Source organism: Polaribacter vadi (genome assembly GCF_001761365.1).
In the GTDB taxonomy this organism is placed as follows: Bacteria; Bacteroidota; Bacteroidia; order Flavobacteriales; family Flavobacteriaceae; genus Polaribacter; species Polaribacter vadi.
On the sequence record NZ_CP017477.1, the window covers coordinates 2,562,753 to 2,576,932 of the forward strand.

Genomic DNA, 14,180 nt, shown 5'->3' on the forward strand with positions numbered 1-14,180 from the left:
GTTAGTCAATAATTTTATTAATTGTAGAAGAGCCATTTTTAATGATAGCACTTTTATTATCACTTAAAATAGAAGGCAATTTGTTTAAGTATTTGCTTTTATTTCCTTCATATTCTTCTAACTGAACATTTACTTTAACAACTCCATATGTTGAATTTTCTTCCAATTCAGATAAAATAGGAATATCATAATACCACTTTGTTAAAATTGGTTCATCAATTTGGTTTTTATAACCATATTTAATATTCTTAAAATCATATTCTTGTTCAATTAAGGTAGCTGTTTGTGGAGAACCATCTGTGCTTCTCCATTGACCTTCAATAGAAATTAAAACACGCGCATTTAAATTTTCATCAGTAAAAACCTTTGTTTTAGAGAAAAACACTCTCAATTCACTAAAACTTAAACGAGTTACACCAGGATTATCTTCATCACTTTCAAAATCGATAACCGCATGAAAATTTAATAAATCATCATTTTCTTTCGGGAAAAAATCATCTAAAGCTAAAACTGTTGTTGCTTTTGCACCTCTAGATTTTGGCTCTATTTTAATTTCACGAGTCATTATAGATTTCATTTCCGTTTTCTGCTCACTTTCAATTGGGTTTGCATACTTCTTCAGCTGAATTCCTGAATATGTTTTTTTAATTTTTCCAGTAAAATTATTATAATAATCGTTTATAGAAATAGAGTTTGTATAGGTGTTTATGAGTTTTTTGGTAGATTTATCAACCAAATATTTTGCACCCATAAAAAGCCCTTCTAAAGCAGTGGTTGTAAGGCCTCCTCTTGCTTTTGGTTTGGTTAATTCAACTACAAAATTTTCGTTAGCCTGTATGTTAGATCTTTTGTGGCTTGCACAAGAAGAAAACAAGAATGAAACAATTAGTAAACTTGCTACAGAATTTTTAAAAAGAGTTTTAAACATCATAGTAATTTTTTTGTAAATATAAGAGAATCTTTTAAACGTCATTTTGATTAATGGTAAGGTTTTTGTTAAAGTTTTGATAATCATGTGGGTTATCTATTATAAATATTGATTATTTTAGCAAAAGATGATAGAAAAAGAAAAATTATGAAAAAGATTATCAAAGTAAAAATAATTCTCCTTTTTGCTGTATTAGGAGTTATATCTAAAGTCTTTTCTCAAGAAGATTACAAACTCCATTTAAAAGATTATCACTCTACGCAAATTCAAGATATAATTGCCTCTAAGGATGGAAAAAGAATATTTACTGTAGATAACTCAGGTAAAATAATAAGTTATTTTACAGAAGATTTTAGTTACGAGAAAACCATTAGAAAATCTGATGGGTTTATTTTAGAAAATCTGAAATTGGTTATAAATGGAAAAGGAATTGCTTATAAAAAAAATGATTCGCTATTTATTGTTGACGTAAATTCTAATAAAATAGTACTTAAAAAGAAATTTGCATTTAAGTTTATAAATCACAAGAATAGTAATTTTATTATAACTACAAATCAAATTAATATTTTAAGGTCAGAGTTAATAGTTTTAGATAATAATTTTCAACCAGTAACTATTTTTTTAACAGAAAACAAAGTTAAAACTGCAAGTGTAAGTAAAGACACAACTTTAGTAGCCTATGTTGAAGAGCATTATAAAGAAGGGCAAAAAATTATTTGTAGAGATTTAAAAAGTAAAAATATTTTATGGGAAACAGAAAATGAAAAAAAAGACAAAATACTCCATACTTTTTTTAAGGGAACTGAAAACACTTTATATGCAGTACTGCTTTCTTCCGAAGAAAATTTATTATCAATTTATAGGTATAAAAATGGTGTTAAAAGTAAAGAAGCAGAATTAAAAACAGATTGGTTTTCATTAGATCATTCAACTTCCATTACAGACGATACTTTAGAAAATAATAGAATTTTAGTTACATCCAAAAGCAATTTTCCAACAAACCCCATCATTATAGAATTTGCAAACAATAAATTTATAGCTAGTCAACTAGAGCTCAAACAAGGAGCATATTCAGGAACTTTTCTTAAAAATGAGAGCGTTGTAACATCGAATGTTTTTAACAACTTTATTGCCATTGCAAATTTTACAGTTTCTGGTACAAAAAAGAAAAACGCATTAAGTATTCATCCTAATTTTAATCAAAAATTTTATGAAGGAATGTTTTTATCTGATGACAGTTTTTTAGTTGAAGGTATAGAAACGAAAGAAAAAAACAATTATAATGCAGATGAATTACAAGTAAAATATTTTAGTAAAGGCACTTTTTATAATCGTTTTAATACACTAAGTTTTAAAGATTATTTAGAAATTAATCATAAAGTTGACTTCTATTCTAAGGATTATCTTTTTGAAAGAAAATCAGGATTTCTTGTTTTTAATGGTAAGGATCTTATAGATAAAGAGTACTATATTTTTATATATAATTTTATAGATGATAAAATAATAAAACTATATAAGATAAAAGATCAATTCTTTAATGTCGTTGATTATGATGCCACTTCAAATAAATTATTATTAAGTCCAAAAAGATATTATAACAGAGGCTATACAGAACCACAACCCATAATTGTTGTTGAAAATAACGAAGGTAAAAAGTTTGATGGAACATATAAATTTGCCAAATTTTCTAAAGATGCAAAACACATTGCAACCATTAATGATAAAAATCTTTTTCAAATTAAATCTGATTTTAAAACAATTGTTTTTGAAGAACAATTAACTGACGGAAGTTACCTTTTGCATACAGCAGATAATGGTTTTGTGGTAAGTAATTCTTTTCAACAACTTGAATATGGTAAATGTAATAAAGAAAGTATTTTTTTTATACCTAATGAAAATGGAGTATTTACATCAGATAAAAAACCTTGTATTTTTTTAAATGATTTAACATATCAAAAAGAAAAAGTTGCAATGTTTATGGAAAATGCAGGTATTTTTCTTATTGATAAAATAATGCCAGAAAGCTTTTTAGCAAACGTTAAATCAATTTCTTTTAATAGTGATGCAAGCAAATTAATGATTAGTTATGCAAATGGAAAAATTAGTATTGTAGATACTAAAACTCAGCAAGAAATAGGAGGTATGTTTCATCCATCAGAAAAAGAACATATTTTTTATGATGCTAACAACCATTATTTCAGCAATTCAAATGCAGCTGATTTTTTATATGTTACCAAAAATAATAACAAAGAATCCCTACAAAACGCAGACGAAATTATTTTTAAGCCTCAAGAAGTTTTAAACGTTTTTGGTACACCAAATCAAGAATATCTTACACTTTTAAATAAAGCCATTTCTTTAAGAAAAAACAAAAAAGAATTTAGTGAAATAAAAACAATCAAAAAACTTACGGAAACTACTATTGATGATAAAAAAGGCGATTTATACGTATTAAGCATTGGTGTTTCTAAATATCAACAAGCAGCTTATAATTTAACTTTTGCAGATAAAGATGCTTTTGATATTGCTAATATTTATGGAAAATTAGATAGTATTACCATCAAAAATTTTCAAAAGGAGTTTTTAGGAATTAACTATAATTTACAATCTTCAAACAATAAAGAGTCAAAAAATTTAAGTAAATATTCGGGTGAATATAGTTCTGTAGGAGAATTGTATCCAATAGATATTAACGGAAATATTTGGTTAGAAATTGATTATGAAAAAAACTATATTTGGGATTTTAACTCAAACACAACTAATAAAATTATTTTTCCTGAAGATTTTAAAAAAGAAAGCTATTCACTTAAAAAACAAATTTACACTGCTAAATCAGATAAAGAATTTTACCTAAGAACCAATGAAAATGTTTTTTATAAATATGATTTCTCATCAAAAAAATTCTTCAAAATTAAACTACCTTTTACTATTAATTACGATCAAGAAACAGATAATTTACAACCACTTTTAAACAATAAATGGTTTCATTTTAATAGTTTTTCTGATGGTTTAAAAAATGAAATTAAAGTTTCAATTGGTGCTGTTTCATCAAAAGAAATTATAACAAAAACTTTTGATATCAATAAATATACAGAATTTGGTAATCAAGAAATTTTAGAAGGTTCAATTTATAATCCGCAATTCAAAGATATATGTAAAAATGGAACGTTTTTATTATTTAGAGGTGGAAATGATGAATCTTTTGTGTTGAATCTAAAAAATGATAAAACTCCGATAAAAATTCCTGTTACTATAAAATATGGTGATGACGCTTCCATTTCTGAAGACGGATTAAAAATTACAGTATTAAGTAGCGAGCTAGATGAATTTAGATACAAAACAATTACCTATAATTTAAAGGGCGAAATTTTAGAAAGTAAAACTTTTTTTGATGAAGGGTACAATATTAAAGGAATATCTATAATAAATGCTGCACCAAAATGGATTGAAGCAACTTCTTCTTTAGTAAATTCCTTTAATTATGGAACTTTTAGTACTAACGAAGTTTTGTCAAAATCTACACCTTATTCTTTCGATAAAACATTTGTAAAAAAAATAACAAATAAAGAAGCTACAAAAGAAAATATAGAAACTGAAATTGCTGGTTTTTTAAAGAATACTAAAAAGGAAGATCAAGTAATTATTTTTATTGCAGGACATGGTACTTTAGATAATAATAAGGATTATTATTTTGCTCCTTATGATATGGATTTTGATAATGTTAAAAAAAAAGGTGTCGCATTTAACACCATTATCAATGGTTTAGCAATAACAAAAGCATCACAAAAATTATTATTGATGGATACTTGCCATGCAGGAAATACTTTAGATATTGATGAAACAAATCAACAGAAAACAACAGTTATTGAAAAAGGGAAAAGAGGAACTATAACAGAATCTAACAAAAAGGCGCCAAAATTTAAAGTATCAGAAATTGTTTCTACGTTGTTTGATGATTTTTTATCGAAATCTGGCGTTACTATTTTGTCTGCTTCTTCTGGTGCAGATGTTGCTTACGAGAACAAAGAATTAAGTAATGGAGCATTTACATCTGCATATTTAAAGGTTTTAAAAAGTAAATTTCCTGCATTTTCATTAAGTAAAGAAGATGTTCAAAAAACGATACCCTTAACAGAAGATTTTATAGCAGAAGTTTTAAAAGAAGTAATGCTTTTAACTAATGGAAAACAAGTGCCAGATATTAGGGAAGTTAATAAAAATGTAATTATTAAGGCTTGGTAAAAAGTTAATTTTACATCCCTAAATTAACACCAGAAGGTTTTACTAAAGCTAAAAGACTTTGAAAAGCCTGTGTTACTTGCAATGCCATTTTATGTCCAGATTCACTTTCTACTCTTTCAATTTCGCCAGAATTATTATACACTACATTTATCTCTCCAACATCTTTTAGTACTATTTTAATCGGTTTTCCAAGTTTGTTGTATTCAAAAGTAAGTGTTCTTCCTTTTTCTGATATTGTACTTCCATCTGTCATAGAAATAATTTTTCCTTTTTCATTATATACTAATTGTACCCAATCTTCCTTGTCTTTTTCTACATACGTTAAATTCAAGTTATCATCATAGGTAAATTCGTATGTACCAACATCATTTTTAACATAGGTTATCTTTTCTGATGTTGGGTGATATTTCATATAAATAGAATCGCCTTTTGTAGAGGTTTTTTCGATGAGTAAACACCTGTTGTTATATTTAAAATTTGTGGTATGTCTTCCTCTAGAAATCTGAATTGGATTGCTACAAATTTCATCATATTCAGTAGAAGTTTTAATGCCATTTATGGTTGTAATAATCTTTTTAGAATACGTTCCTCCATTTTCTTTGGTACCAATAAAATATTCGTACGTATTGGTGATTAATTTTCCATTATAGCCTTTTTTGGTAACTTTTGTTGCATAATGATGATCATCTTTTGTGCCATCTTCTTTAAAAAAAGTTGGGTATTCATAAGAAACGATACTACCATCTCTACTCGTAACACTTTTAGTGTAAGATGTTTTTGGGTGATAAGTAACCAACAAAGCATCTTCTTCAATACCTTCAAGTCGTACAGGATTGTATAGAATTTTTGTAAGATTTTTCTTTTCATCATAATCAAATGCATATTGATTACCAGCGATATCTTCACTATAAATTAAGCTGTTTTCAGTATATTTGAATTCTGCATATCTATTCTTTTTTTCTCCATCAAAATAAATCTTTGTGATAAAACCATCTTTATTGCTCTCAAAAATTAGGTTAGTTCCATCACCAGTAATCATTTTAGAAAGTACTTTATTGGTATATTCTAAAGTGGTAAACTCTCCATTTCCAAATTCGTAATGAATTAATTTGCCATCTAAATTAAAAATTTCTTTTTCATTTTTATTTTTTTGATTTCTAACAAAACCTTCTGCTGTTAAAGTTATTTTCTGATTTCCTCTTGTAAAACTTTCCCATTCAGAACCTAAAGGAAAATCTGTGGGATTTTCTAACAATCCTTTTTCAACATACTTGTCCCAAGTTTTTAAACGATACTCAATATTATTTTTTAGCTTTTTAATTTGATTGGTAATACTTGTAGGGTCTAATTCTAAATCGCCTTCAGTTTGCATTACTTCAATTAAATCATCAATCATTAATTGTGTCAAATCACTAGAAATAAAATTGGAAGAATAAATAGTTTTTCCTCCAGCACCATATTCTTTTACTTGCAAAGTTCCATCAGGATAAACCGTAATTGAGGTTTCAAATTTTGTTCCCCAACCATAACCAAACAAACCAATTTCTGTAGATTTAGAATTGTAGGTTCTTGTTAATTCCTTAAAGGCAGATTTATATTTTTTTAACAAAACATCTGTGTAAGAAATATAAAAGTTGCCATTTTTAATGTTAACACCCGCTTTTAAACCAAAGCTCAAAAAGCTAAAAATAAATATATTGATGATTATTTTATTTTTCATTCTTGTAATTTTTTAATGATGTTAATTGTGTTGCTGTTATATTTTCTCTTTAAATACTGCTCTCTTAACAGTAAAGGATTAACCGTTTTTAATTTTTCTTTTGCTACGTTGTTTTTATCATTTATTGATAAAACTAAAGCCTCTAAAATAACATTTGCTATTGGGTTAATTTTTTGCATTTCATCAAAATAAAAGCGTGCATTTTTTGCATCATTTAAATCGATATAAATTTTAGAAAGCAACTCATATTTTTTTATTTGCCAACTTTTACCAGCAGAAAAATTCTTCAATTCTTCAATTAAGGCTTTCTTTTTACCTGTTTCATTTGTGAAATAATACAATTCTGTAAGCGCAAAAACGGTTTCTATATTTATATCTAGTTTGTAAGCTTGTTCTAAAATAGTAGCTGCTGTTTCAACATTATTTGCCCTTATTTCTCTTCTGGCTTGGAGTAAAAAAAGTTTAGAAAAATCTGCCACTTTATTTTTATATGGATTGTATTTGGCAGCTAACTTGAAGTATTTTGATGCATCTACATATTCTTTCGTAATCAATTTACTGTAAGCTAAATTTGTGTAGCCTTTTGCATAGGTACTATCTACTTCAATGGCTTTTTGATAATTGTTAATAGCAGCTTCGTATTCTTTTTTACTATAATAAGTATCTCCTAAAAGTGCATATAAATCTGGTGCTTGGCTATTTCTAGCAATTACTTTTTGCAACATTTCTATAGAAGTGTCTTGATTATTTTCTGAATTTAACAAACTAACTAAACCTTTATAAGAAGGCATATAGAAAGAGTCTATTTGTAACGATTTTTCAAATAGCTCTTTTGCCAATGCTTTTTCTTGCAAACCATTTTCATAAAAATTAGCTAGATAATAATAAGCACTTGCCTTTTTAGGATTTATTTTTATGCCTTCTTTAAAAGAAGTTAGTGCTTTTTCATCTTCTTTTTGCTTGTGAAATAACCAACCTCTACTTGCATAAGTCCACGTATAAAATGGATTCTTTTTGATGGCGATTTTAAAAAGACTGTCTGCTTTTATCAAATCGTTATCGTTTTTAGGATAGCGTCTTAAAAAAGAGCCATATTTAGAATAACCTTTTGCAATAAATGGCTCTAATTTAATTGCTTTTTTTAATAAACCTACAGCTTTTTGTGAGTTTATATTTTCATCAATTAACAATTCTGCGTAGCCAAATAATGCATCAACATCTGTGGAATCTTTTTGGATAGCTTGTAGATAATAACTTTCTGCACCTTTAATATTGCCTTTGTTTTTATACAATATTGCTAAATTTCTTAAAGTGATAGATAAATATTCGCCTCCAAATTCTTTTACTTTATGATAATAGTTTTCTGCTTCTTGATATCTACCTACGTTTTCACTAACAGCTCCTAAATTATTATAACTATTTATATCGTTCTTTTTGATGGTTAATACCTTTTTAAAATATTCGTTGGCTTTCTCATACTCAGATTTATCTAAATAATTATTTCCAAAATTAGTAATTGGAAACGTCCAAGTAGGGATCAGTTTGCTTGCTTTGATATAGTTTTCTCCAGATGCTTCATAATCTTCTTCATAATTTAAAACAATCCCCAAAGCATTGTAAATATATGCGGCTTTTTTCTCTATTTCTAAAGCTTGGTACAGCTTCTTTTTAGCCAAAGGATATTTGTTAAACTGTCTATTTTTAATGATTGCGTAAGCCTCTAAAAATAACTTGCTTGTTAAAATTCTGTTGTAACTAAAATTCTCTTTTTCTATAAGTTCTAAACAAATTTCTAGATGTTTCGCATTTTGCTGAAAGACGTTTCCATTAGGTAAGTTTTCAACATTCCCAATATAATCGTTTATTAAAAGTTGGGCTTTGGTAGATAGTGCAACCACCAGTTTGTTTTTCATTAAATTGATGATGTTACTATCTGTTTTTGCTTCTTTGATTGCCTGCTTAATAATCTCAAAAGCACTTAAAGAAGTACCATAATAATTTTTCTTTTCTAAAGCGTCATTAAATTTTTTGATAAGATCCGAATTTAGCTCTAAACCTTTTTCATTTGTATTAGAATTGCTTCTGGAGGCCAAAATATTTTTAAGGCCTGTTGGGTTTTGTATCTGCTCTAAAGCTTCTTTTTTATCCAAAGAAAGTACTTCTTTAAAAACACCTGTAGAAGTTTTAGATTTAACAACAGGCGTTTGTTTATTGTTGGTTGCTAAATTTACATTGGTGTCTAAAAAACCTTGAAGTTCAAAGTATTGTAATTTGTTATCTTGCACTAAATTATCTGCAGCACCCATTAAACCCAACACCAAATAATAGGTGAAATAACCATGGCCAGTATTGTCTTCGCTCAGTTTTAAGTTATCTCCTTCATAAGATAATTCATTAGGATTACAACTTAATAACTTCGTAGAGTTTTGCAAGTATTCATTAAATGTTTTTAAATTATTTTGAGCACCATCTGCAGACAAATAGCCAGATCTACAAGCATCTAAAACCAAGGTTATTTTTGCATCTTTACTCGCAATTGTATTGACAGTTAAACTTATATCTTTAAACGGAATTACACCTTGTGTACCATAAAACTCTCTATTTTGATTTACATCATAAGCCAACAAAAATCCTAACTGTTCTTTCACATTCTCCTTGTCTACAACATCTCCATGACCTGCAAAAAACAAGTATACAAGATCATTTTTTTTTGTTGATGCTATTAAATCTTGTAGTCCGTTTAAAATGTTGAAAGAGGTAGCTTCTTCATTGATTAGAAGCGCTATATTTTCTTCCTTAACTTTTTCAATTTTCGTTAAATAATTTTTGAAAAGTGTTGCATCATCATCAGCATATTTTAGCGTTAAATCAGATGAACTATAGTCTGAAATACCAATAATCAAAGCTCTTTTAGTGCCTTTTATAGTATCGTTTTTATCAGAATCTGTAAGTGTTCCTCTTGCTCCATTTTCTTGAGATAAAAGTGGAATTACAGCAAAAAAGAACATTAAAAAAACAAGTTTTTTCATAAAATGGACAAAAGAATAATTAAATTTAGTGAATATTATTTTAAGTGGAAAATTTCCATGATAATATACCTACTATTAAGTACACGATTATCAACTAGATAAAGATATAAATTATGCAAACAAGAGATTATGATGATTACATTTACATAGCATCTACTTTGGGTTTTAGAAAAGTAGATGATAGTGGTTTAGAAATAGATGCAAGCAAAGAAACAGATGGATACTGCAATCTTTATGCAAATAACATAAGTGTAAGTTACTTGCATTCTATGAATACTTTTCAAATAAATGCTATTCACTATTTTGAAGAAAATCATGATGAAATTTTCTTTGCATTACAGTTATTTTTAAATGAAAAATATACAAATCCAGAAAAAGAATTAGGCTTTAGATCTGTAAATATTTTGGATGAACATCAAAATGAAATGTGTTTTACAGAGTACACTTTTATCGATTTAAAAAATCAAAAAATAAACATTAAGATGCATAAAAACAGGATTATTACTGATAAATAATAATCTTGACAAAAATAAAGGGTTAAAATCAATATGATTTTAACCCTTTATCTATTTCTAAATTTCCTGCAAGGTTTTCAAAACCTTGTAGGTATTTAAATAATCAACTATTTATTTCAAATTCTAAACATTATTCCAAATAGTAAATTATACCTACAAGGTTCAAAAGAAACCTTGCTGGATAAATAATATCATCTTAATTTAAATTTGATTTTTATTGTCAATTCTTACATCTTCACTAAAAGCAAGATTTTCATTTTCCTTTTTTTCTAATTGATGAGGTAAAACTCCTTTAATTCTCATTTTAAACTTTGTAATTAAAAAGAATAAAATAGGAACAACTATCAACGTTAAAAACGTTGCGATTAACAAACCATAAATTACAGTTTTTGCTAATGGACCCCAGAAAACAACGTTATCTCCACCCATATAAATATTAGCATCAAACTCACTAAAAAGAGTAAAGAAGTTAATATTTAAACCAATTGCTAAAGGAATTAATCCTAAAATTGTGGTAATTGCTGTTAATAAAACAGGACGTAAACGTGCTTTTCCAGCTTTTACAACAGTTTCAAATAAACGATCTAAAGGCAAGTAATCTTCGTCTGCAACATCATCTTCTATTTTTCTTCTATCAATTAAAAGTTGTGCATAATCTAGAAGAACCACACCATTATTTACTACAATTCCTGCAAGTGAAATAATACCAACCATCGTCATCATAATAACAAATGGAGCTCCAGAAATTACCAAACCACCAAATACACCAATGAAACTTAAAAAGATTGCCAACATAATAATTCCTGGTTTAGAAACCGAGTTAAATTGGAAAATCAAAATAAAGAAAATTAGCATTAAACCTGTAAAAAATGCGCCCATTAAAAACGCCATTTGTTTGTTTTGCTCTTCAATTTGACCTGTATAATCAATTTTAATTCCTTTTGGTAAATCCTTAAAACTCTTCATAGAATTTTGGATTCTAGCCACAACTGCACCAGCATCTGTTTCTCCAGGAGAAAGTGCAGAATATACAGTTACCACACGTTTTACATCTTTGTGTTTTATGGCACTAAAACCAGAACTGTTACTTTGTGAAGCCACAGCAGAAACTGGTATTTCCTTAATTTTACCAGAAGCTTGATCTCTAAAGGTTATTTTTTGATTAAAAACGGCACTTTTATCATATCTATCCTCTTTATTAAAACGAACGTAAATATCATAATCTTCGCCATCTTTTTTATAAATACCTGCTTTATTTCCAAAGATTGATGCTCTTAATTGAGAACCAACTTGCCCAGTTGAAACTCCTAATTCACCCGCTTTTTTACGATCTACCAAAACCTGCATTCCTGGTTTCGATTTGTTTACATCAATTTTTAATTCATCAACACCAGAGATACTTTGCGTATTCAAATAATCACGCATTCTTTCTGCTGTAAAAATTAATTCTTCATAATCCTCACCATTTAATTCGATGTTTACAGGCGCTCCTGCAGGTGGTCCATTTGCATCTTTTTCAACCGAAATTAAAACTCCAGGATAAATACCAACCAAAGCAGCTTGTACTTTTTGACGAAGCAATTCACTGTCTTCTCCACGTCTAAATTTATACTCACGCATGGAAGCTGTAATTTTTCCTTTATGTGGCATTTCTGCAGAGGAACCTCCATCTGTTTGTGGGTTTCCAGCACCTTCACCAACTTGCGAAACTGTACTTTCTACCATATAATTATAATCTCCATCTGTGTATTGATCTTGATTTAAAACGCCAAATACTTTCTGCTCAATTTCTTTGGTAATTTGATTCGTTTTCTCAATATCTGTTCCTTCAGGATATTCTATATAAACAATAATTTGATTTGGTTTGTTATCAGGAAAAAACTCAATTTTTGTTCTTTGTGATGCAACTGATGCACCAAAACCTATAAAAGAAAAAATTAATAAAATAAAAGTTCCTGCCACTAAAATATAAGGCATCCAACCAGAAAGTGATCTTTTTAATTGTCTTTCATACCAATTTTCTAAAGAAACTAAACTGTTTTTTTGGAAATAATTTGCTGCTTTTCTTAAAAATAATCTATATACCCACAACATAATTGCTGTGAATAAAATTAAGGTTCCTAAACCATTATATTCGCCTCCGAAAAAGAAAATTAACAAACCAACAACAGCCATAATAGATGTTAATCTAATGATGCTTTTTAGTGGCATATCTTTATCTTCTGTACTCATAAATTGAGAAACCAAAACCGAGTTAAAGAAAATGGCAACGAATAAAGATGAACCTAAAACAATAGACAATGTAATTGGTAAAATAACCATAAATTGCCCCATAATTCCTGGCCAAAGACCTAAAGGAATAAAGGCTGCAACTGTTGTAGCTGTAGATATGATAATTGGAAAAGCAATTTCTCCAATCCCTTTTTTGGCAGCTTCAATTCTGGTCATTCCTTCTTCATCCATTAAACGGTATACGTTTTCTACAACCACAATTCCATTATCTACCAACATTCCAAGTCCCATAATCAACCCAAATAGCACCATGGTATTTAAGGTATAACCCATGGCTCCTAGAATCATTAAAGACATAAACATAGACATTGGTATTGCAAAACCAACGAAAATTGCGTTTTTAAATCCTAAGAAAAACATCAACACAATTACTACTAAAATTACTCCAAAAATGATGTTATTCACCAAATCATCTACTTGCCCAATTGTTTTTGGAGATTGATCATTTGCAATGGTAACTTTTAAATCTTGAGGAAAATTATTTGCTTTTGCTTCTTTAACAATTTCGCCAATTTTATCTGCAGCAGCCACCATATTTTCACCAGATCTTTTCTTAACATCTAGCATTACAACTGCATGACCATCTTCTCTTGCGTAGGTAGTTTTGTCCTTATCTTTAAAAGAAATTTGAGCAACATCTGTTAAATAGGTAATATTTCCGTTTTCAGATTTTACTACAAAATCTCCTAAATCTGATGGTTCATCAATTTCACCAATAATTCTAATGGTTCTTCTTTGCTGACTTGTAATAAAATTACCAGCAGACATGGTTACGTTTCCACGATTTATAGCGTTTGTAATATCATCAAAACTGACTTTTGCAGCCATCATTTTGTAAATATCTACAGCAACTTCTACTTCTTTGTCTTGTGCTCCACGAATATCTACTTTTTTGATTTCTGTTAAATCTTCAATTTCATCTTGCAAATACTCTCCATATTCTTTCAGTTTTGCAACAGGATAATTTCCAGAAATGTTGATATTTAAAATCGGAATTTCTTCAGACATACTCAACTCAAAAACATTAGGCGTAACTTTTGCACCATTAAAAGTTGGCCAATCTTCGCCAGCAGTTTCTTGATCTATTTCGTCTTTTACCTTCTGTTTTGCTTTGTCTACATCAATCTTTTCATCAAACTCAACAGTAATAATTGAGTAATCTTCTTGAGATGTAGAGGTAATTTCAACCACATTACTAACCGACTTTAATTTATCTTCTAAAGGGTTTGTAATTAGCTTTTCAATATCTTCTGCAGTGTTTCCTGGATATACAGAACTAATGTAAATCTTAGTTTCATTTATCTCTGGAAAATTCTCTCTAGGCATCGTAAAATATGCCGAAATTCCTAAATAGAGAATTAAAAACATTAGGACATAAATAGTAGTTTTATTATTTATTGCCCATGAAGAAAGTTTAAATTCTTTGTCTACTTGTTTGTTTTTTTTCTCCATGT

6 protein-coding genes are annotated in these 14,180 nt (G+C 28.3%); 2 read left to right on the forward strand and 4 right to left on the reverse strand.

What is annotated here, in order from left to right:
• Position 1: 1 nt before the first annotated feature.
• Complete coding sequence (locus LPB03_RS11085) at positions 2-931, reverse strand: hypothetical protein (protein WP_139058974.1); 930 nt, start codon at positions 929-931, stop codon at positions 2-4.
• Between the two features lie 144 nt (positions 932-1,075).
• Here LPB03_RS11085 and LPB03_RS11090 point away from each other — a divergent pair, with 144 nt between their 5' ends.
• Positions 1,076-5,170 (forward strand): caspase family protein, encoded by a 4,095-nt coding sequence (locus LPB03_RS11090; RefSeq protein ID WP_139058975.1) that lies wholly within the window; start codon positions 1,076-1,078, stop codon positions 5,168-5,170.
• Between the two features lie 10 nt (positions 5,171-5,180).
• Here LPB03_RS11090 and LPB03_RS11095 read toward each other — a convergent pair whose 3' ends face one another.
• Together LPB03_RS11095 and LPB03_RS11100 are read right to left on the reverse strand one after the other, a co-directional pair.
• Positions 5,181-6,890 carry a DUF6531 domain-containing protein gene (locus tag LPB03_RS11095; protein WP_139058976.1) on the reverse strand — a complete coding sequence of 570 codons (1,710 nt, stop codon included), beginning with the start codon at positions 6,888-6,890 and terminating at the stop codon, positions 5,181-5,183.
• The gene (locus LPB03_RS11100; RefSeq protein ID WP_065319678.1) at positions 6,887-9,919 is read right to left on the reverse strand and encodes a tetratricopeptide repeat protein; all 3,033 of its coding nucleotides are present in this window, start codon (positions 9,917-9,919) and stop codon (positions 6,887-6,889) included. The genes LPB03_RS11095 and LPB03_RS11100 overlap by 4 nt, the downstream gene beginning before the upstream one ends.
• A gap of 113 nt (positions 9,920-10,032) precedes the next feature.
• On the opposite strand from LPB03_RS11100, the gene LPB03_RS11105 reads away from it, so the two are divergent.
• Positions 10,033-10,434: a hypothetical protein gene (locus tag LPB03_RS11105; protein WP_065319679.1), complete on the forward strand. Its 402-nt coding sequence runs from the start codon at positions 10,033-10,035 to the stop codon at positions 10,432-10,434.
• A 201-nt stretch (positions 10,435-10,635) separates the two neighbouring features.
• Here LPB03_RS11105 and LPB03_RS11110 read toward each other — a convergent pair whose 3' ends face one another.
• Positions 10,636-14,178, reverse strand: a complete 3,543-nt coding sequence (locus tag LPB03_RS11110; RefSeq protein ID WP_065319680.1) for an efflux RND transporter permease subunit — start codon at positions 14,176-14,178, stop codon at positions 10,636-10,638.
• Positions 14,179-14,180 lie beyond the last annotated feature (2 nt).